Source organism: Nitratireductor rhodophyticola (assembly GCF_019891355.1).
Taxonomy (GTDB): domain Bacteria; phylum Pseudomonadota; class Alphaproteobacteria; order Rhizobiales; family Rhizobiaceae; genus Nitratireductor; species Nitratireductor rhodophyticola.
In genome coordinates this window covers 374,968-395,995 of record NZ_JAHSSF010000004.1, presented here as the reverse complement: position 1 = coordinate 395,995, position 21,028 = coordinate 374,968, and the positions used below count along the sequence as shown (strand labels likewise).

Annotated in this window: 17 protein-coding genes and 1 tRNA gene; 9 read left to right on the top strand and 9 right to left on the bottom strand. The window is 62.2% G+C overall.

Annotation, left to right across the window (positions count from 1 at the left end; genetic code table 11):
- Positions 1–762 carry an SDR family oxidoreductase gene (locus KUG85_RS17355; RefSeq protein ID WP_223006213.1) on the bottom strand — a complete coding sequence of 254 codons (762 nt, stop codon included), beginning with the start codon at positions 760–762 and terminating at the stop codon, positions 1–3.
- Positions 763–1,015: 253 nt separating this feature from the next.
- On the opposite strand from KUG85_RS17355, the gene KUG85_RS17350 reads away from it, so the two are divergent.
- The 6 genes from KUG85_RS17350 (at position 1,016) to KUG85_RS17325 (ending at position 7,017) form a co-directional block, all read left to right on the top strand.
- On the top strand, positions 1,016–2,269 hold the full coding sequence (locus tag KUG85_RS17350; RefSeq protein ID WP_223006212.1) for a sarcosine oxidase subunit beta: 1,254 nt from the start codon (positions 1,016–1,018) through the stop codon (positions 2,267–2,269).
- A 23-nt stretch (positions 2,270–2,292) separates the two neighbouring features.
- On the top strand, positions 2,293–2,643 hold the full coding sequence (locus tag KUG85_RS17345; RefSeq protein WP_223006211.1) for a cupin domain-containing protein: 351 nt from the start codon (positions 2,293–2,295) through the stop codon (positions 2,641–2,643).
- Between the two features lie 4 nt (positions 2,644–2,647).
- Positions 2,648–2,938, top strand: coding sequence for a sarcosine oxidase subunit delta (locus KUG85_RS17340; RefSeq protein ID WP_223006210.1), 291 nt, complete (start codon positions 2,648–2,650; stop codon positions 2,936–2,938).
- A 202-nt stretch (positions 2,939–3,140) separates the two neighbouring features.
- The gene (locus KUG85_RS17335) at positions 3,141–6,125 is read left to right on the top strand and encodes a sarcosine oxidase subunit alpha (RefSeq protein WP_223006209.1); all 2,985 of its coding nucleotides are present in this window, start codon (positions 3,141–3,143) and stop codon (positions 6,123–6,125) included.
- Complete coding sequence (locus KUG85_RS17330; protein WP_223006208.1) at positions 6,118–6,660, top strand: sarcosine oxidase subunit gamma; 543 nt, start codon at positions 6,118–6,120, stop codon at positions 6,658–6,660. Before KUG85_RS17335 ends, KUG85_RS17330 begins: the two co-directional genes overlap by 8 nt.
- A 60-nt stretch (positions 6,661–6,720) precedes the next feature.
- A complete protein-coding gene (locus KUG85_RS17325) occupies positions 6,721–7,017 on the top strand; it encodes a hypothetical protein (protein WP_223006207.1) in 297 nt (98 codons plus the stop codon).
- Here KUG85_RS17325 and KUG85_RS17320 read toward each other — a convergent pair.
- Positions 7,014–8,435: an MFS transporter gene (locus KUG85_RS17320; protein ID WP_223006206.1), complete on the bottom strand. Its 1,422-nt coding sequence runs from the start codon at positions 8,433–8,435 to the stop codon at positions 7,014–7,016. The two genes, KUG85_RS17325 and KUG85_RS17320, sit on opposite strands and share 4 nt — an antisense overlap.
- Positions 8,436–8,457: 22 nt before the next feature.
- Positions 8,458–9,138 carry a helix-turn-helix transcriptional regulator gene (locus KUG85_RS17315; RefSeq protein ID WP_223006205.1) on the bottom strand — a complete coding sequence of 227 codons (681 nt, stop codon included), beginning with the start codon at positions 9,136–9,138 and terminating at the stop codon, positions 8,458–8,460.
- 138 nt (positions 9,139–9,276) lie between these two features.
- Here KUG85_RS17315 and KUG85_RS17310 point away from each other — a divergent pair, with 138 nt between their 5' ends.
- Complete coding sequence (locus KUG85_RS17310; protein WP_223006204.1) at positions 9,277–10,287, top strand: DUF2156 domain-containing protein; 1,011 nt, start codon at positions 9,277–9,279, stop codon at positions 10,285–10,287.
- Positions 10,288–10,502: 215 nt separating this feature from the next.
- On the top strand, positions 10,503–12,509 hold the full coding sequence (locus KUG85_RS17305) for a BCCT family transporter (RefSeq protein WP_223006203.1): 2,007 nt from the start codon (positions 10,503–10,505) through the stop codon (positions 12,507–12,509).
- Between the two features lie 208 nt (positions 12,510–12,717).
- On the opposite strand, the gene KUG85_RS17300 is transcribed toward KUG85_RS17305, so the two are convergent.
- The 5 genes from KUG85_RS17300 to kynU form a co-directional block, all read right to left on the bottom strand.
- A complete protein-coding gene (locus KUG85_RS17300; protein WP_223006202.1) occupies positions 12,718–13,425 on the bottom strand; it encodes a methyltransferase domain-containing protein in 708 nt (235 codons plus the stop codon).
- A 210-nt stretch (positions 13,426–13,635) separates the two neighbouring features.
- Positions 13,636–14,118: a MaoC family dehydratase gene (locus KUG85_RS17295; RefSeq protein WP_223006201.1), complete on the bottom strand. Its 483-nt coding sequence runs from the start codon at positions 14,116–14,118 to the stop codon at positions 13,636–13,638.
- A gap of 110 nt (positions 14,119–14,228) precedes the next feature.
- Positions 14,229–17,351, bottom strand: coding sequence for an efflux RND transporter permease subunit (locus KUG85_RS17290; RefSeq protein ID WP_223006200.1), 3,123 nt, complete (start codon positions 17,349–17,351; stop codon positions 14,229–14,231).
- The gene (locus tag KUG85_RS17285; RefSeq protein ID WP_065815794.1) at positions 17,348–18,517 is read right to left on the bottom strand and encodes an efflux RND transporter periplasmic adaptor subunit; all 1,170 of its coding nucleotides are present in this window, start codon (positions 18,515–18,517) and stop codon (positions 17,348–17,350) included. Before KUG85_RS17285 ends, KUG85_RS17290 begins: the two co-directional genes overlap by 4 nt.
- A 194-nt stretch (positions 18,518–18,711) precedes the next feature.
- Complete coding sequence (kynU, locus tag KUG85_RS17280; RefSeq protein ID WP_223006199.1) at positions 18,712–19,932, bottom strand: kynureninase; 1,221 nt, start codon at positions 19,930–19,932, stop codon at positions 18,712–18,714.
- 108 nt (positions 19,933–20,040) lie between these two features.
- On the opposite strand from kynU, the gene KUG85_RS17275 reads away from it, so the two are divergent.
- Entirely contained in the window at positions 20,041–20,784 is a 744-nt protein-coding gene (locus tag KUG85_RS17275; protein ID WP_255606464.1) for a GntR family transcriptional regulator, read from the top strand.
- Between the two features lie 110 nt (positions 20,785–20,894).
- Here KUG85_RS17275 and KUG85_RS17270 read toward each other — a convergent pair.
- Positions 20,895–20,969, bottom strand: a tRNA-Val gene (locus KUG85_RS17270).
- Positions 20,970–21,028 lie beyond the last annotated feature (59 nt).

Here is a 21,028-nt window from a genome sequence, read left to right as displayed (position 1 = left end):
TCAGACCTTGCTGATGGCAACGCCGCCATCGGCCAGCATGGCTGTGCCGGTCGTGAAGCTCGAGGCGTCCGAAGCGAGGAAGAGTGCCGTCTGGGCGATCTCTTCGGGACGTGCGATGCGTTTCAACGCATGCATGCCTTCGACGAAGGCGCGCTGTTCATCGTTCTCGAACGTGGCCATTCTGGTGTCGGTCCCGCCGGGAAGAAGGGCATTCACGCGAATGGCTTCGTGCCCGAGATCCGATGCCAGCGATTTAACGAGGCCGACGAGCCCGGCCTTGCTCGCCGCATAGGCCGCCATGCCGGGCATGCCTGCGGTCTCATGACCAACGAAGCTCGACGTAAAGATCAGCGAACCGCCGCCGCGCCGCCTCATGGCTGGTACCTGGTATCGGGCAGCCGAAAAGGCGGAGCTCAGATTGGTTTCGATCACATCGTTCCAGTCCGAGCGTTCAAGTGCGTCGATCTGCACCAGCGGGCCGACAGCGCCGGCATTGTTGAAGGCGATGTCGAGACCTCCAAAGCGGCTTTCTGCGGCTGCGACAAGTTTCTGATTGTGAGCATCCTCGCGCACATCGCCGGCAAGCGCGATGGCTTCGCCTCCATTCGCTTCGATCTCGCCGACAAGTGTGTCCAGTTCTGCCTGCCGCCGTGCTGTAATGACGACCCTGGCGCCGTGCTGGGCGAACAGCCTGGCTGCCGCCCGACCGATACCGGCACTTGCGCCGGTTACGATGGCGACTTTCTCTTTTAGCGATGTCATCTGGTGTCCTTCCGTTTCACGCTGCCGGCATTGCCGGGGTGATGCGAAACTCTCAGCAATGGGGCGTGTCAGCCACCCGAAACCAGACGAGAGGCCAGAGGGGAGGCCAGACGAAAGGAATGACAACGGGGCTTGGCGCAAAACGGCAATTGCCGTCGCAATCAGCGCAAACCATTGCGCGGGATTTCGCTACTGCTAGGCTGTGTCTGAAGGCGCCCGGCTGCGGCGCGCTGCCTGCATTGCGGAGAGGCCCATGCGCAAATATTCCGTCTTCGCCATCGCCCGCGAGGCCATGCGTGGCCACAGGGGCTGGCCGGAACAGTGGTCCTCTCCCGAACCGAAGAAGAATTACGACGTCATCATCGTCGGTGCCGGCGGTCATGGGCTTGGAACGGCCTATTATCTTGCAAAAGAGCACGGCATCACCAATGTCGCCGTGCTGGAAAAGGGCTGGCTCGGCGGCGGCAACACCGGCCGCAACACCACCATCATCCGCTCCAACTATCTCTATGACGAGAGCGCGGGCATCTACGATCATTCCATGAAGCTCTGGGACGGGCTTTCGCAGGATTTGAACTACAACGTCATGTATTCGCCGCGCGGCGTGATGATGCTGGCGCACAATGTGCACGATGTGCAGGTGTTCAAGCGCCATATCCATGCCAACCGGCTGAACGGCGTAGACAATGAATGGCTAACGCCCGAAGAGGCGAAGGCCTATTGCCCGCCGCTCAACATTTCGACCGAGGCGCGTTATCCGGTTATGGGCGCAGCGCTGCAGCGGCGCGGCGGCACGGCCCGCCACGATGCCGTTGCCTGGGGCTATGCGCGGGCAGCCGCCGCGCGCGGCATCGATATCATCCAGAACTGCGAGGTCACCGGTATCAATCGCGGGCCTGACGGGGCCGTTACCGGTGTGGAGACCACGCGCGGAACCATCGGCGCGAAGAAGGTGGGCGTCGTAGCCGCCGGTCATTCCTCGGTGCTGATGCAGATGGCGGGCGTTCAGGTGCCGCTGGAATCCTACCCGCTTCAGGCACTCGTGTCGGAACCGGTCAAGCCGGTCTTCCCCTGTGTGGTCATGTCCAACACGGTTCACGCCTATATCTCCCAGTCCGACAAGGGCGAACTGGTCATCGGGGCAGGCACCGATCAATACACCTCCTATTCGCAGACCGGCGGGCTGCACATCATCCAGCACACGCTCGATGCCATCTGCGAGATGTTCCCGATCTTCACCCGCATGAAGATGCTGCGGTCGTGGGGCGGCATTGTGGATGTCACGCCCGACCGTTCACCCATTCTGGCCAAAACCCCGGTGAAGGGGCTCTATGTGAATTGCGGCTGGGGCACGGGGGGCTTCAAGGCGACGCCGGGCTCGGCGCACGTGTTTGCTCACACCGTCGCGCGCGACGAGCCGCATCCCATAAACGCACCCTTCACGCTGGAGCGGTTCCGGTCCGGGCGGCTCATCGACGAGGCCGCGGCAGCAGCAGTCGCCCACTAAAGCAAAACCGCAGGAGATTTTGCATGAAAGCCATCAACCTCTCGGAGAAGCTGTCGCTTTTTAGCGAACACTGGTCGCCAAGAATTGTCGGCTCCTACAACGGCAACGATCTCCTTGTGGTGAAGGTCAAAGGCGAATTCGTCTGGCATTCGCACGAGGAAACGGATGACTTTTTTCTGGTGCTCAAGGGACGGATCACCATCCGCATGCGCGAAGGCGATGTGGAGCTTGGGCCCGGGGAGCTGTTCGTCGTCCCTAAAGGCGTTGAACATTGCCCTGTGGCTGAGGAGGAAGCGCATCTTCTGTTGATCGAACCCGCGGGCACGCCCAATACCGGCGATCCCCGCACGGCTGCCACCAAAAGGCGGATCTGAGCTCATGCTTCTCATTCACTGCCCCTATTGCGGGGAAGACCGGCCGGAACTGGAATTCCGCCATGCCGGCGAGGCGCATATCGCACGGCCTGAAAACATGGCCGAACTGTCGGATGAAGAGTTCGAGCGCTTCTTCTTCATTCGCTCAAACCCCAAGGGCATCGTCTATGAACGCTGGCGGCACATCCATGGCTGCGCCCGGTTCTTCAATGCCGCGCGCGACACGGTGTCAGACCGGTTCCTGACGACTTATAAGGCCGGCGAGCCGAAACCCGATCTCGGGAAGGGGGTATGATGTTGACCGTTGCTTACCCCCCTCTGCCCTGCCGGGCATCTCCCCCTCAAGGGGGGAGATTGTCTTTTCATCAGGAACAGCAACTAGCCTTTCAGCGAAGGCACCGACAGACGCAGCGACTGATCTCCCCCCCTGAGGGGGAGATGCCCGGCAGGGCAGAGGGGGGTATCCCGGCGCGGTCACTTCAGTCAGGGGGTGCAAGATGACCCAGCCCTTCCGCATCGCCACCGCCGGCCGGCTTGGCAAGGCCGATCCCGTTCGTTTCACCTTCGACGGCAAGTCCTTCGAGGGGCTGCATGGCGACACGCTCGCATCGGCCCTGCTTGCCAATGGTGTGCATCTTGTCGGTCGCTCCTTCAAATATCACCGCCCGCGCGGCATGGTCTCCGCCGGTGCGGAAGAGCCCAATGCGTTGGTCGGCGTTCACCGGGATGCTGCCCGCAAGGCGCCCAATGTGCGGGCCACCGTTCAGGAAATTTACGAGGGGCTGAACGCGGTGTCGCAAAACCGCTGGCCCTCGCTCTCCTTCGATGTCGGCGCGCTCAACGATCTGGCTTCGCCCTTTTTCTCCGCCGGGTTCTACTACAAGACCTTCATGTGGCCGAAGGTCGCCTGGGAAAAGCTCTACGAACCTTTCATCCGGCGCGCCGCCGGTCTCGGCGAGGCACCCGACCGGCCCGATCCGGACTGTTACGCAAACCGTTTCGCCCATTGCGACGTGCTGGTCATTGGCGGCGGTGCGGCCGGGCTTTCCGCAGCACTCGCTGCCGCCGATGCAGGCGCACGCGTCATTCTGGCCGACGAACAGGCGGAAACGGGCGGCGCGCTGCGCTATGAGACCGGCGCGATGATCGAGGGCATGCCCGGCTGGAACTGGGCGCAGGCCGTGACGGCGGATCTCGCCGCGCGCGACAATGTCCGGCTTCTCACCCGCACAACGGGTTTCGGCTATTACGCGCAGAACATGGTGGGGCTCGTCGAGCGGCTGACCGATCACCTCGTCAGCCCCGCCACGGATCAGCCGCGGGAGCGGCTCTGGCAGGTGCGGGCAAAGCGCGTCGTGCTCGCCACCGGGGCCATCGAGCGGCACATGGTGTTTCCCGACAATGACCGACCGGGCATCATGCTGGCGTCCGCCGCCCGCACCTATCTGAACCATTTCGGCGTTGCGGTGGGGCGCAGTGTGGCGGTCTACACGGCAGAAGACAGCGCCTGGCAGGCGGCTATCGATCTGAAACGCGCGGGCGTGGGCATTGCCGCCATCGTCGATTGCCGGCCCGATCCGCAAGGGCCGCATGTGGAAGAGGCGCGGCGGCTCGGCATTGAGTGCCTGACGGGGCATGCCGTCACCGGCACGGGCGGGCGGCTCAGGGTTTCATCCATAAAGGTACGACCGGTTTCAGGCGGTGCGGAGCGCACGATCGCCTGCGACGCGCTTCTGACCTCGTCCGGCTGGACGCCAGCCGTTCATCTCTTTTCGCAGTCACGCGGCAAGCTGGTCTTCGATGCAGAAACGCAGCGCTTCCTTCCCGGCCAGGCGGTGCAGGAGCTGGTCTCGGTTGGCGCGTGCGCCGGCACGGTCGATCTGGGCGAGACGGTGGCCGAGGCCCTGAAGGCCGGGCATGAGGCTGCCGGAGGCGCGGCCCGCAAGCTGCCAAAATTTTCCGCCGACAGTACTGAGCGCTGGTCCGGCGGCATGCTGGGTGCGGGCGAGGGGGCTGGAGCCGAAAGCACGGCCAAGGCCTTTGTCGATTTCCAGAACGACGTGACCGCGAAGGACATCCGCCAGGCGGTGCGCGAGGGCATGCGTTCCATCGAGCACGTCAAGCGCTTCACCACCACCGGCATGGCGACCGATCAGGGCAAGACGTCCAACATGCACGGTCTCGCCATCGCCGCCGAGATGCTGGGCAGGCCCATCCCCGAAGTGGGGCTCACCACGTTCCGCGCGCCCTATACGCCCGTCACCTTCGGCGCGCTTGTGGGGCACGGCAAGGGCCGTTTGTTCGAGCCGGTGCGGCGCACGCCCATGCACGACTGGGCCGAGGCGCACGGGGCCGTGTTCGAGGATGTGGGCCAGTGGAAACGTGCCTGGTTCTTCCCGCAGGCCGGCGAAGACATGCATGCGGCGGTCGCCCGTGAGTGCCGCACGGTGCGCCGGAATGCGGGCATTTTCGACGCCACCACGCTCGGCAAGATCGAGGTCGTCGGGCCGGATGCCGCGCGTTTCATGGAGCTGATGTACACGAACCCGTGGCAGAAGCTCGGTGTCGGGCGCTGTCGCTATGGCGTCATGCTGCGCGAGGACGGGTTCATCTATGATGACGGCGTGGTGGGGCGGCTTGCCGAAGACCGCTTCCACGTGACCACCACGACCGGCGGCGCACCGCGCGTGCTCAACCACATGGAAGACTATCTCCAGACCGAATTCCCCGATCTGAAGGTCTATTTGACCTCCACGTCCGAGCAATGGGCGGTTATCGCCGTTCAGGGGCCGAAAAGCCGCGACATCATCGCCCCGCTGGTGGAGGGGATCGACCTTGCCGACGAGGCGATGCCGCACATGTCGGTGCGGGAGGGGCTGATCTGCGGCGTTCCCACCAGGCTTTTCCGCATGTCGTTCACCGGCGAGCGCGGTTTCGAGATCAATGTGCCGGCCGACTATGGCCGCGCCGTGTGGGAGGCCGTCTGGGCGGAAGGTGAAAAGCACGGCGCCTGCGCTTATGGCACGGAGACCATGCATGTGCTCAGAGCCGAAAAGGGCTTCATCATTGTCGGGCAGGAGACGGATGGCACCGTCACGCCGCATGATGCGGGGCTTTCCTGGGCCATCGGCAAAAAGAAGACGGATTTTGTCGGCATGCGCGGGCTGATGCGCCCGGACCTCGTGGCTCCCGGCCGCAAACAGCTCGTGGGCCTCAGGACGCGCGATCCGAAAACGGTTCTCGAAGAGGGCGCGCAGGTCGTCGCAGACCCGGACGCCCCGGTTCCCGTGCCCATGCTGGGCCACGTTACTTCCTCCTACTGGTCGGAAAATTGCGGCCATTCCATCGCGCTGGCGCTGGTTGAGGGCGGTCACGAGCGCATGGGCGAAACCCTCTATGTGCCGATGCCCGATGGCGCGATCGCGGTAGAAGTCACCTCGACGGTTTTCTTTGACGAGAAGGGAGAGCGCACCAATGGCTGACGCAATCGCCCGCGCAAGCGCGCATGAAGGCCGCTTTCTCAACGATGAAGGCATCACGCTGGTGCGTGCGGAGCCGGCCACGCGGCTTTCGCTGCGTGCGCCGAAGGCTGCGGTGAAGTCCCTTTCGAAGGCCCTGGGTCTCGATCTGCCGCAGCGCCCGAAGACGTCCACCGTGAAAGACGGTCGTGCCGCTCTCTGGCTCGGCCCGGACGAATGGCTGGTGATCGACGAGAACGAGGCTGATCTGCTCGGGGCAAGTGCCGCGACCAAGGCATTTCATTCCGCCGTGGACGTCTCGCATCGCAACACGGCTGTTCTCGTATCGAGTTCGCGCGCCGAAGCGGTGCTCAATGCCGGTTGCCCACAGGACCTGTCGCCTGATGCCTTTCCCGTCGGCGCGTGCTCCCGCACGGTCTTTGGCAAGGCTGAAATCATCCTGTGGCGTACGGAGGGGGACGCTTTCCGGGTGGAATGCTGGCGCTCTTTTTCCGACTATGTTTTCATGCTTCTGGAGGCAGCCGCGCGCGATCGATAATCGCAGACGAGCGGAACCGAAGCGGCTGTTTCGGCATTGATCCGAAAAAGGATGATCTCGATGCAGCCTGATCCCAAGAAGCCGAAACCCGAGACCGAGAATGAGCGTGCCGCCAAAGAGGAAGCACTGGAGGAGGGTTTAGAAGACAGTTTCCCGGCAAGCGACCCGGTTTCCGTCACGCGCACGACCCGCACCGGGGCGCCGGGAGAGTTTGCGAAAAAGCCTCAGAAGAGGAAGCTGAATGCCGAGGAGCTTGAAGAGGAACTTGACGAAGGCCTCGAGGATACGTTTCCAGCCAGCGACCCCGTGTCCGTGACCTCCACCACGCACACGGGGCGTCCAAAGAGAGATCGCTAACCCTTCTCAGCCCTCCGGTTTGCAATGCGCCAGGCGGCGGCTGCGCCAAAGGCGGCCAGTGGCGCGAAGCTGACAAACACCCAGAGCGCCACGGCCTGCATGGCTTCCACCGTGCCGCCTTCGGCGAAGCCGGCCATGTTGGCGACGATGCCTGCGAGGGCGGCACCAAGTGCGAAGGCGATCTGCTGCGTTGTCGGCATCGCCGCAGATGCGCTGTCACGCTCGTGCTCGGGTGCGGCTGCAACCACACGGCGGATAAGAAATCCCCAGAGCATGCCGAAACCCGCGCCCTGTGCGAGCGAAAGCAGTACGATTGCCCAGACCGGTCCTTCCGCTATGGCGGGACCGAGCAGCGCAACAGCCAGCAGGATAAGCAGGGCGCCGATTTTCATTACGAGCCGTTCTCCTGCCTCGCTCGCGCCGGCGAAAAGGATCGCCGTCGAGCTCCAGGCAACGGCTTCTGCCGCCATCACATAGCCTGCACCGAGAGCCGACATGCCGTGAATGCGCTGGAGGAGAAACGGGCCATAGACGGTGAAGGACATGGCCGCCGTGCCAAGCGTCAGATTGGCGATGAAGCCGGCACCCACAAGCGTGCGAATATCGAATGCGCGCGTGGGGAACATTTTGTCGGTCGCACGGCTGCCATCGCGTTTCAGGAAGAGGAAGAACAGTGCCGCACCCGCTGCCACCAGAGGCAGCGAGATGCCGGGTGTCACGTAAATGCCCGCTGTCGCCACAGCCAGAACGGCAAGCGAGAGAAGCACAAGCCGCGCCAGGGGAAAGCGCTGAACCGCTTCCGATGCGCCCCTCGTCGGACGCAGGAACATTGGCACCAGAACCGCGAGCAGCAGCGCCTGGATCGCAAAGGTCCAGAATCCCCAGCGCCACAGGCCGAGATCGGCGAAGAAACCGCCGATCATGGGGCCGCAGAAGGCCGACGCCCCCCAGATGGCCGACATCAGGGCGATCAGGCGCGGCCACATCTCTTCCGGGAAAAGACGCTGGATCGCAACATATGTGAGCGCGACCAGAAGGCCGCCGCCGACGCCCTGGCCAAAACGGCCAAGCAGCATGACCGGCATGTTGGGTGCGAGCGCGCTGATGGCACAGCCCACCGTGTAAATGAGGGCCGCGATCACAAAGGCGCGGCGGAGGCCGATCGCCGTTGCCGCAAGGGCGGCTGCGGCAGCGGAAATGATCGAGCCCAGCAGGTAGAGCGATAGCGTCCAGCTCACCAGCCGGTCGCCGCCGATCTCTGCAACCGCCGCCGGCATTGCCGTTGCGACGAGCAGCGTGTCGGCGGCGTGGAGCCAGATGCCGAGACAAAGGAGCGCGAACTGGCCGAGCTGGCCGGTTTTCAGGATCGCCGCCCAGCCGGCATTGCCGAGCGGTGCCTCGGTGTGTGCATTGGTCATGATGTGCCTCGGTAAATCGGGTTCAGTCGCCTGAACGTGCTTCTATGCGGTAGGCGCAGCGACGTGCGCCCGCCAGGATATGGTCCGTGCGCTCGACCCGTGTCTGCGGTCCGAGCACGGCCTTGAAAACGCTGAGTTCGGAACGGCAAAAGCCCTGGCAGGCTGTTGCGGCTGCGCAGATCGGGCAGTGGTTTTCGATCAGAAGAAAGGCGCCGTCGTCGAGCGGTTCGACTTCGGCCATGTAGCCCTCGCGGGCGCGGATACGGGCTAGCGCGGCGACACGCTCCTCAAGATCGGAATGCGCGTTCACCGCGTTTTCGTAAGACGTCTTCATTGTCTGTTCGCGCTGCCCGATCAGCCTGTCGAGGCCTTCTTCACCAAAAATGCGGCGGATCGAGCTGATCAGGTCCAGTGTCAGGTCCGAATGACTGTCGGGGAAACGGCCATGGCCTTTTTCTGTCAGGCGCCACACACGCTCCGGACGTCCGGGCCCACGCGCTTCCTCCTGAAACTGCACCAGATGGCTTTCCTCCAGCCGTGAAAGCTGCTTGCGCACGGCAACGGACGATATCTTCAGGAAGTGCGCGAGCCGCTGGGCCGTCATCGCCCCCTTCGTCTTTAGTGCGAAGAGGATACGCTCATCCGCCCTTTCCGGTGCGGCTTCGGGCTGAACGGGTGCAATGGTTGCGGGGGATGCGGGCATGACGAATCTCCAATTGACAATAAAATAACCGATTGGTTTCTTTATTGTCAATCGGCTTGTCACGTCGGGCAATGCGTGGCATCCCTCCATCCGTGGGGGCGCGGAACATGATTCTTCGCCGTGAACCAGATATCTCGCTTGTCCAGTTTTGATCGCCTGAGCGACAACGCTCTCCTCTCCGCTGACCAGCGCCATGCGCTACTTCGCCGGCACGGTAATTTCGTGCTGGCCTATTCGGTCGCGCATCAGCCCGGGCTGCGCTACTTCGGCAATGAGCACGGCGTCATCGCTTATCGCATGGTGGGCCGCACGGCCTATGCGCTGGCCGATCCCCTGGCGCCGCGCGCTCTCTGGCCTGAGCTGCTGGCCGCCTTTGTTGTGGCCAGACAGGATGTCACCTTCTGGCAGGTCTCGCGCCCCATGGCAGAACTCCTGTCGTCGAGCGGGTTCTTCGTGAACGCGCTGGGTATCGAAAGCCTGATCGACCTTCAGACATATGAATTCGCAGGCCCGTCGCGGCGCAGTTTCCGCACGGCAACCAACCGGTTCACACGCATGGGATGCCGTGTCGAGGAGGTTCCCGTTGCCGGGCTCGACCCGAAACGCGTGGAGGCGATTTCACTTGGCTGGCGGCGAACCCGCACCACGAAACGGCGTGAGCTTTCCTTCCTTGTGCGCCCGATTCAGTTGCGCGACGAGGCGGATGTCCGCAAGTTTTTCATTCTCGACCAGAACGATCAGCCGGTCGCTTTCGCTTTCTTCGATCCGCTCTATGAGGATGACAGGCTGGTCGGCTACCTTTCGGCCACGCGGCGCTGGCTGCCCGATACGGATCCGCTGGCGGCGTACTTTCTGGTGCGCCGCGCCGTGGAAACCTTTCAGGCCGAAGGGGTGCCGAAGCTTTATCTCGGTCTCATGCCCTTCCACAAGATCGAGGATCAGGAGTTCCAGAAGGACTGGCTGACCCGTCGCGCTTTCCGGTTCATCTACACCAATCCGATTGCCCAGAAGCTTGTCTATCCGACCCAGTCTCTCGCCAGACACAAGGAAAGTTATGGCGGTGAAGCGCGCGAAACATGGTGCGCGATGAACACACAACCCTCGCTGCCGCGGCTCCTCAAGCTCATTCGGGCATGCGGGGTTCTCTGAACGAACGTTCTGTCTTGCCGGCTGCAGGGGCATGCGCAGCTTCTGGAACTGCCTGTCATTGACAATCCGGGTCATGGACCCCAGAAACGGGGCGCCTGCCGCCGGCGCTCCGCGGTCGTGTTCCAGCCATTCAGGGAACGGCCATACTCCGTGCGAGCCACTGCTTGAGAGCGCCATCCGCCATTTCGAAAACGGGAGCGCAAAAAGTAATCCCCATGTTTAATCGTTTTGTCATCAACCCGCCGGTCTTTTTCGGTGCGGTCTCCATCATCGCCGTGTTTCTTTTGATCGGCATCGTTTTTCCCGGTCGAGCAGGGGAGCTGTTCTCCGCACTGCAGAGCAGCATCCTGGCGAGCTTCGGCTGGCTCTATCTCCTTGCTGTCGGCATTTTTCTGGCGGCGGTGCTTCTGTTTTCTTTCGGGCAGTTCGGCAGGCTGAAGCTGGGCCCGGACGATTCCGAGCCCGAGTTCAAATATCATTCCTGGGTTGCCATGCTCTTTGCTGCAGGCATGGGCATCGGGCTGATGTTTTATGCGGTCGGGGAGCCGATGACGCATTTTCTTGCGCCACCCACCGCGGAACCCGGCAGCATCGCCGCGATGCGTGAAGCCATGACGGTCACCTTCTTCCACTGGGGCATTCATGCCTGGGCTATCTACGCCGTGGTTGGCCTGTCGCTCGCTTATTTCGGCTATCGCTACAATCTGCCGCTTACGATCCGTTCAGGCCTCTATCCGCTGTTGAAGGACAGGATCAACGGTCCCATCGGCCATGCGGTCGATATCTTTGCCATCGTCGGCACCATGTTCGGTATCGCCACGTCGCTCGGGCTCGGCGTTACCCAGATCAATGCCGGTCTCAATTATCTGATCGGCCTGCCCATCGCCCCTTGGGTGCAATTGCCGCTGATCGCGGTCATCACCGCCTTTGCCACCATCTCGGTGGTTACGGGGCTCGACAAGGGGGTGCGCATTCTGTCCGAGACCAATCTGATTGTCGCAGTCCTGCTGATGATCTTCGTTCTGATTGTCGGGCCGACGGCTAACCTCTTTCGGGATTTCGTCCAGAATATCGGCCTCTACCTCGACACGCTCGTTCTGCGCACCTTCAACATCTACGCATATGAACCGACCCCCTGGATCGACGGCTGGACCCTTTTCTACTGGGCATGGTGGATCTCCTGGTCACCATTCGTCGGCATGTTCATCGCGCGCATTTCACGCGGGCGCACCGTGCGTGAGTTCGTAACGGCAGTGCTGTTCATCCCGGCGGGTTTCACCTTTTTCTGGATGACGGTGTTCGGCAACACGGCGATCTTCGTAGACACCGGCATCGCCGCTGGTGAGCTGGGTGCCGAGGTTGCCAGGGATGTGTCAGTCGGTCTTTTCCAGTTCTTCACCTATCTGCCGCTTACCGGCCTCACATCGACACTGGCAGTCGCGCTGGTGGCGATCTTCTTCATCACTTCGTCGGATTCCGGTTCTCTCGTCATCGACACGATCGCAGCGGGCGGTGAGACGGAAACGACGACCCTTCAGCGTGTCTTCTGGTGCGCGCTGGAGGGGCTGGTTGCCGCATCCCTTCTTCTGGCCGGTGGCCTCGGCGCGCTGCAGTCGGCAACCATTGCCAGTGCGTTGCCGTTCACCTTTGTCATGCTTGCGCTGGTCTGGGCGCTCTATGTCGGCATGCGGGCTGACCTGGCGCAGCGCGAAGCCCATGCCGCAGTGCCGCAGGTGGCCCCGGCCTATCCCGCCTCCGGGCTCACATGGCAGCGCAGGCTGGGGCTGATGCTGCATGCGCCGAGTGAGAAGGAAACGCTCGCCTTCATCCAGAAGGATGTGAAGCCCGCACTGGAGCAGGTGGCGAGGGAACTGACCGAGCGGGGGCGTGAAGCCTTTGTGGAGGAAGAGGAAAGCGGCGCAATCGCGCTCACATCGCCGGCTGAAGACATGCGCAACTTCGTTTACGGTGTGGCCCCCGCTTCGCAGAAACTGCCGGCGTTCTCGGCCTTCGATGCGGCGCGGTCCGGCTTGCGTTACGAGGCCCGCACCCAGTTTTCAAGCGGCAGCAGGGGCTACGACATCATGGGCATGACACGCGATCAGATCATTCACGATGTGCTGATCCAGTATGAGCGCTATCTGCTTTTGGTGCAGTCGACCGCATCCGAACTGGTCTCGGCGGCACCCGAGCATGACGTTCAGGCCCAGAAGGAAGAGTAGGGGCTTTTGAGCATCTTGTGGTGAGATAGAGCCCCCTGACCCTCGCGTGAATGCGCAAAGACAGATGGAGCGGAGCGGCGTTTCCATGAAACGCTGAACTGCCCTCGAGGGTCGGAACGTCAGCCGCTTCCGGCCCTGCTCATCGTCCCTGTTCCTGGTTTTCCTGCCACGTGGCGGGAACCCGGGACGGGAGATATTGATGCCGCGCTCAGTGCGTGCGCATGGCCATGATCGACTTGTTCAGGAAGGCGAATTTCTCAAGCACGATGTGACCGTCATCGAACAATCGCCGCATCTGCCGCGTGGAGATGAGCGTGTTGTGCTCAACCAGATCGCAGGCTTCTTCCGGATCGGGAGTGCGCGGGAAAAAGCCCAGTTGAAAGCGCTGTACGAGTGCGATCCTGGCTGCCTTGGGAAGATACTGAAACCCGGGCATGCGAAAATGCGGTTCGAAGGGAAACCAGAAGTTCGGGGTCTGCACGAAATAGCGCCGAGAGAGCCGCTTCGTGTTCTCGGCGAACTGCATCATGCGTTCCCAGCTTCCAACGTGCTCCACGACAGAGTTCGAATGAACGAAATCGAACCGCTCTCCGGCAAAAAGGTCCGGATCGGCAGCGTCACCTGAAAGCGCGTGGAACATTTCCGTGTCCTCCACCTGTTCCGCTTCAAGGTTGAGGAGCGTGATCTTCAACTTCTGACGGTGATGGTTCAGAAAATCCGCACCGATCTTCCAGTATTCTTCGGTTCCTCCGAGGTCGAGAATTCTGATCTGCCGCTTCTCGGCAAGGGCATCCTCGATAAGCGGACGGACGTTTTGAAATCGCTTGGCGCGGAAATTGAACTCGAGGCTTTCACGATCTGCATACGGGTTTCTTGGGGCTTTTTCTTCTGGCGGGGCGTTTGAACTGACGGTCATGAAAACTCTCGAAAGAACGGGAACGCGGTCAACAATCTGAAATGACACGCTATTTATTTTGATGAATAGCTTCCGCGAAGCGGACAGGCAATTCTCTTACGGCTTGTAACGTTAATGCCGGCTACTCTTCTCTTGAAAGGTGGCAGCGCCTGTTGGGTGTTCAACGGCCCTGTGTCGCTTTGATGAGATTGCAGGAAACCGCCAGACCGGTCAGTCTTCCTTTGTCCGGTCGGGCATCGCCAGTGTCAGCCAATGCGCGGTGAGAGCGGGTTTCATCGAGTTCTCGATCTCTACGGAAACATCGTAGTTGACCTCGGCAATGCCCGATGGGCGCAGCTTGATCGCGGCGAGAACGAAACGGGCGCGGATGCGGGCGCCGCATCGCACCGGTGCCAGAAATCGGATGCGCTCGAAGCCGAAGTTCACGCCCATGGCGGACCCCTCGAGCCGTGGCACGGCTTCGAACACCATGGTCGACAGCAGCGACAGCGACAGGAAGCCGTGCGCGATGGTGCCGCCATAGGGCGTTTCCCGGGCCGCGCGCTCGGGGTCGGTGTGGATGAACTGGTGATCGTCCGTCGCCGCGGCAAACTGGTCGATCATCTCCTGGGTGACGACACGCCAGTTGGACAGGCCGACTTCCTGCCCTACCAGTTTCTCGGCTTCTTCAATGCTGATTGTCCCGGTGGTCAACGGGGCACTCCGTGGCTGTTGAACTGGTTGCGCGGTGTGCTTCCCCACCCGCGCGCCGCGCACAGATACAGTTTTGTACTGCGATTGTCACCCGCCAGAAGAGGCATCCGTCAGGATGCCTTCCCGCCGATCCGCGACGCGTGGTCAAGTTCGCGTTCGAGCCTTGCTTCCTCCTCCACCTTTGGGGTGATGAAGCGCCCGAGCACCAGATAGGCAACCGGGGTGAGGAAGAGGGTCGACAGCGTCGAAAGGCCGAGACCTCCAACGATCACCCAGCCGAGCGCGATGCGTGCTTCCGCGCCGGCGCCGCTCGCGAGCACCAGCGGCACGCCCCCGACAATGGTACAGATCATTGTCATGGCCACCGGACGCAGGCGGATCAATGATGCCTCCTCGATGGCCTCGCGCACGCCCAGCCCGCGATCGCGGAGCTGGTTGGCGAACTCGACGATGAGAATGCCGTTCTTGGCCATGATGCCGACGAGCAGCACGAGGCCGATCTGGCTGTAGACGTTGAGGCTGGTGCCGGTCAGAAGCATGGCGAACACGGCGCAGGCGAGCCCGAGCGGAACTGTGGCCATGATGATGATTGCGCTGACGAAGCTCTCGAACTGGGCTGCCAGAACGAGGAGGATGATGACCAGCGCAAAACCGAAAATGATCAGCATCGAGTTGGCGGTCTCGCCAAGTGCGGCTGCTTCTCCAAGCGGCACAAGCCGCATGCCCGGTTCGAGCAGGGGCGCGGCGATCTCCTGCGCCCGCTGATAGGCTTCGCCGAGCGCCACATCGCCGAGTGCGGCGTTGATGCCGACCGAACGCAACTGATCCTCGCGCGACAGCGATGGCGGTACCGCCTGCTCCTTCAGAGTGGCGATGACGGACAAAGGCACGAAGCGTCCGTCGCCGGCCTTGATGTAGATGTTCTCCAGATCGGTGGGATCGTTCACCGGATTGGTGGTCGAAACCAGTTTGACGTCGACGCTGCGGTCGTCGATGAAGACCGAGCCGATTTTGCGGCCATCGAGCATCGCCTGAATCGTGTTGCCAAGACCGTCGATGTCGATCCCCAGATCGAACGCGCGGTCGCGGTCGATGGCGATGGAAAGCTGGGGCTGTGTCGTGTCGTCGGAGAGGCGGGCCTGACGGAAGTCCGGATCCTCGTCCATGGCCGCGACGATCTTTTCTGCGGTCTCCGTCAGTTTTGCATAATTGTTGCCGGCGATTGCGAAACTCAGCCCGTTGCCCGCGCCACGGATGCCAAGGCTGTTGGGCTGGAAGACGAAGGCGCGCACGCCGGGTTCATTGCGCACGCGGGTGGAAATGTCGGCAACGATCTCCTGCTGGCTGCGCGTGCGGCTTTCCCAGTCGGCCAGCCGCAGCACCAGGAAGCCGCTGTTGGAGGAGCCCCGGCCTGCGATCGAGAATGTGCTGACCACTTCTCCGCTGTCGCGCAGAGGCTGTATTAGCGCTTCGATGCGGCGCATCCGTTCCGCGAAGTAGTCGAGGCTGACACCCTGTGGTGCCGAAACGCGCATGAAGGCGATCGAGCGATCTTCGCTCGGTGTGATTTCGGACTTGATGAAGCCGAACGCACCATAGGCGGCCGCCGCGAAGAGAACCGAAATCACGATCACCAGGGCAGGCGCGTTGAGGCAGGCATGCAGGCAGCGTCGATAGATGGCGGAAAGGGCCCGCCCGGCGCGTGCACCCATTCCGGTGGCTTCCCCCGCTTCGCCTTCGGGATGGGAGGCCAGCATGCGGGACGCCAGCATCGGGCAGAGCGAGAGTGCCACGATGGAAGAAAGAAAAACCGCCATGGCCAGAACGAAGCCGAATTCCTTGAAGAGGCCACCTGCCTGCCCCGGCAGGAAGGAAATGGGCACAAAGACCGCGATCAGCGTCGCCGTCGTTGCCAGCACTGCGAAGAAGACTTCCTGTGTGCCGAGCACGGCGGCTGCGCGCGCGCCCATGCCTTCATTGCGCCGGCGCACGATGTTTTCCAGCACCACGATGGCGTCGTCCACCACGAGCCCGGTGGCCAGGACGAGCGCCAGAAGGGTGAGAATATTGATGGAAAAGCCGGTCAGATAGATGGTCGCCAGTGTGCCGATCAGCGCCACCGGAATGGCGAGGCCGGGAATGATTGTCGCGCGGACGTCGCGCAGGAAGATGAAGATGACCAGAAGGACCACCGTCACGGCGATCATCAGTGCGATCTCTACCTCATGGATGGCGCCGTTGATAAAGGTCGCATCATCGCTGGTGACCTCGATGTCGACCCCTTCGGGCAGAATCTCGCGCACGTCCTCCACCGCCTTGCGGACGCCGGTGGAAATCTCGAGCGTGTTCGACTGTGCCTGGCGCACGATGCCCAGCCCGATGCCGGTGCGGCCATTGGCGCGCAACTGGCTTTCTCCCAGATCGCCGCCAAGCGTCACGGTCGCAACCTCACCCAGCCGGACGTAGTCCTTGAGATAGATCGCTTCGAACTCTTCCGGTGTCGAGATGGCGGCTGTGGCGCGTACGGTCAGGTCCTGGGTCGTGTTGCTAAGGGAGCCTGCCGGCGTGTCGAACGCGACCGTGCCGAGTGCCTGCGAAACGTCGGCGACCGTCAGTCCCATGCTGGAGAGTTTCGTCTGGTCGATGTCGACGCGGAAAATCTCGGTCCGGTCTCCATAGACCTGCACGTCGGCGACACCGGGCACGGCGGAAAAGGCATCGACGACTTCATCCTCGACCAGCGTCGTCAGTTCCTGCACCGGCATGCTCGCAGAGGTGAGCGCAATGCGCATCACCGCCTGCGCATCATTGTCGGATTTGATGATGCGCGGCGCGTCCGCATCATCGGGTAGGCTGTTCTGGATGCGGCTCACCGCATCGCGCAGGTCGGAGGCGGCGGTGTCCAGATTGACACTGTCGCTGAATTCCACCGTCACCCGGCTGCGGCCGTAGGAAGAATCCGACGAGATCGCCACCACGCCCGAGACACGGGCCGCGGCACCTTCGATGATGGCGGTCACCTCGCGGTCCATCGTTTCTGCGGCGGCGCCGGAAAAATTGGTGGAAACGGTGATGACCGGGCGATCGACATCCGGCAGTTCGCGGACTTCGATGCCGAAGAGGGCGGCAAGACCCGCCACGGCAATCAGCGTGTTGAAAACAAAGGCCAGAACCGGCCGCCGGACGAAGAGAGCGGTGATGCCCGCCTGGGCGTTGTGAAGCGTTTCCTTCACGTCGCGGACCCTTCCGCATTGGCAAGTCTTGCGCCGGCATTGGCCGGATTGCCCGCCGTTTCAACGGGCGCGCCCTCGCGCACATTGTGGATGCCCTGGGTAACGACAAGGTCGTTCTCGCCGAACTCGGCATCGACCAGAACGCTGTCGGCATTGCGCTGGACGATGCGCACGGGCTTCTGCCGCGCCATGCCGTTTTCGACGGTCCAGACGAACGGCCCGTCAGAGCTCCACTGGATCGCCAGCGGGTCGATAGCCGGATAGGTTTCGCCGGGGAAGCGCATGGAAATGGTGAATGCCATGCCGGCCCGCAATCGGTCATCGGGATTGTCGATGCGTCCCTCGATGCGCAGCGTGCGGCTTTCCGGGTCGATGCGATTGTCGATGGCGCTGATTTCGCCTTCATGGACCGAAGATGCCCGGGCGACCGACGTGGCCGTCAGCGGCGAACCAATGTCGATCAGGTCGGCGTAGCGCTCGGGGATCCAGAAATCCACCAGGATCTGCGACCGGTCGTCAATGCTGGCGATTTCCGTGCTGCTCGTCACATAGCTGCCGGCCGAGATCGGCAGGATGCCGACCGTCCCGTCGATGGGGGCGGTGATGGAGCGGCGTTCAAGTGCGAGTTCGGCTTCGCGCTTGGCCAGTTCTGCATTGCGCAGCGCAAGCTCGGCTTCGTTCTGCTGCACCACGCTCACCGTGTTGGACGTGCGCAGTGCCTTGATGCGTTCGAGCGTCGCCCGGGCGTCATCAAGGGCGATTACGGCACGGTCCAGAGCAATTTCCTCGGAATCGGAATCGAGCCTCGCAATAAGGTCGCCGGTCTTCACCTCAGCGCCGGACGTGACCGCAATTTCAACCAGCGTGCCCGCCGTGAGCGGATTGACGATGACCGAGCGTCGCGCCCTGCCGGTGCCGATGGCGGAAAGCCTGTCGTTGATTGTCGCTTGGGTGATGGGTGCGGTCACCACTGGACCGGGCGCGCCTCCGCCGCGGCCTCCGCGCTGCGGCCCGCGCGTTGCGGTGTTTTCTGCAGAGGTTTGGCTGGGAGAGACAAGACCCGCACGCGCCAGCACATCCTGTGCGCCCGGATAGTACAGGAACCATGCAAAGGCTGCTGCAATAAGAATGATGAGGCAGGCAACTGCCTGTTTCCAGAAAGACATGCACGCTCCGGCTATTCGGTCTTGGCAATGGAGGCGGCGCTCGTCAGCCGGTATACCGGTCGCTTCAGGCCATGTTCTTTATGCCAGCTTCCGGGCGGCTTTTCATCTTTTCTAGTATTAAATTATCGTAAGGCTACGGGAGCCAGACGGAGCCGTTTTCCAAACAGCCCCGTCAATCGGGCAGGGAGCAGGGATCACGTCACCTTGGCGCGGGTGCGATATTCTTCCCGGTCCCAGAGTTTTTGCCGCAAGACGCGTTCCAGAGTTTCTGCAGCGGCCACGATGTCGGTGTGCCGCAGGTAAAGCGGTGTCATGCCAAACCGCAGAATGTCGGGAGCGCGAAAATCGCCGATCACGCCATTGGCGATGAGGGCCTGCATGATCGCATAGCCTTCAGGGTGCCGGAACGACACCTGGCTGCCGCGCTGTTCATGCACGCGGGGTGTCACCAGTTCCAGTTCCGGGCAGCGATGCTCGACCTCGGCTATGAACCGATCGCACAATTCCTGCGATTTCTGCCGCACCAGCGCCATGTCGACGCCCTCGAAGGCGTCAAGCGCGATGTTGAGCGCGGAGAGGGAGAGGATCGGCGGTGTGCCCACCTTCATTCGGCCAATGCCGTCTGCCGGCCTGTAATCGGTGGTGAACGCAAAGGGGGCGTCGTGCCCCATCCAGCCCGAAAGAGCCGGGGCGACGTCATTCAGATGGCGTTCTGCGACATAAAGGAACGCTGGCGCCCCGGGACCGCCATTCAGGTATTTGTAGCCGCAGCCGATGGCGAAATCCGCCCCGGCGGCATCGAGGTGGACGGGAAAAGCGCCTGCGCTGTGGCAAAGATCCCAGATAGCAAGGGCGCCTTTGCCATGAATGTGCTTCGTCATGGCCTCCATGTCGTAGCGCTCGCCGGTCCGGTAGTCGACTTCCGTCAGCAGCACTGCGGCAACGGTTTCGTCCACGGCTTCTTCCATCGTTTCGGCTGTGGCGAGTTTCAGTTCATAGCCCTGACCAAGGAGGCGGGTAAGCCCGTCGGCGACATAAAGATCGGTTGGAAAATTGTTCCTGTCAGAGAGAATGACACGCCGGTCCGGACGCAGCGAGAGGGCTGCAGAAAGCACCTTGAAGACATTGATCGAGGTGGAATCGCCAACGGTCACGCAATTCGCACCGGTGCCGACAAGGGCAGCGATTTTTCCGGCGACCTGGGATGGCAGGTCAATCCAGCCGGCGTCGTTCCAGCCGCGCACCAGGCGTTCGCCCCACTGGCGTTCGATCACGTCACTCATGCGAACGCCGAGACCTGCCGGCAGGACGCCAAGGCTGTTGCCATCCAGATACACAACGCCTTCCGGGAGCGTAAATCTGGAACGATACGCCTTCAGCGGGTCGAGCCTGTCGCTCTCTTGGGCATTTGCCATCGTGTCTGCGTCCTGATTTGGTTTGGTTACGCTCATTTGATCAAGGCTCTATTGGCTCGCAAGATTATATATAATATGATTGATTATATGAAATCTAAGGTCAAGACAATGCCACAGAGCGATCCGTTAGAGCCCGAGGGAGCGCTTGGCGCACTCAAGCGGGACATTGTCAGTGGTGTTCTGGCGCCCGGTGCACCCCTGCGCCTGATGATGCTGTCGAAGCGTTATGGTGTCGGGTACACGCCGCTGCGCGAAGCATTGTCGCGGCTTGAAGAGGCGGGCCTTGCCGTTCTCAGCCCCAATCGCGGCTACCGTGTAGCATCGGTCTCGGTTGCGGAACTGGAAGATCTCGAACAGGCGCGGGCTGTCGTGGAAACGGCGCTTCTCAAGGACGCCATAGCCCATGGCGACCTGGAATGGGAAAGCGCCATCGTGGCGTGTCACCATCGGTTGTCACGCGCCTCAGCCGCCCTTTGCAGCGATCGTGCGGCGGCTTTCGCCTCCTGGATGGATGCGCATGATGCCTTCCATGGATCGCTTCTCGCCGCTGCCAGGTCAGGCTGGCTGAAATCCTTTCAGCGGCAGATTTCCGAACAGCTGAGGCGGCACCATCAGGCGCTTCTGTTTGCGCCAGATGGTGATGCGGGGCGTGAAGCCGAACACGATGCGCCGACGCTGGCGTTGCTGGAAGAAGCGCTGTCCCTTGCCAACCACACGCGGCTGATGGAGGCGGCGCTGGCACGCGATGCGGTGCGCGCGGCCGCACTCCTGCGCGAACACGTTCAGTTCACGCTGGCGGTCTATCGGTCGGCAGCGGCGCGACCGGGCGGCGGGCCGCCCCTTCAGGCATGACGCCGGGCAGGGGAGGTCAGCTAGTTTGCGGCTGCGTCGACGCCAATTGACGTTGCGCGTTAGAGCCACGGAGCTCTTTTGGTAAAATGCTGATTTTTATGGGAAACGGATGGTGGGCGTGACTGGGATTGAACCAGTGACCCCTACGATGTCAACGTAGTGCTCTCCCGCTGAGCTACACGCCCATCCGACGCCGCGCATAGATCATAAAATTGCGGCTGGCGTCAATAGGTAGTTTGGGGAT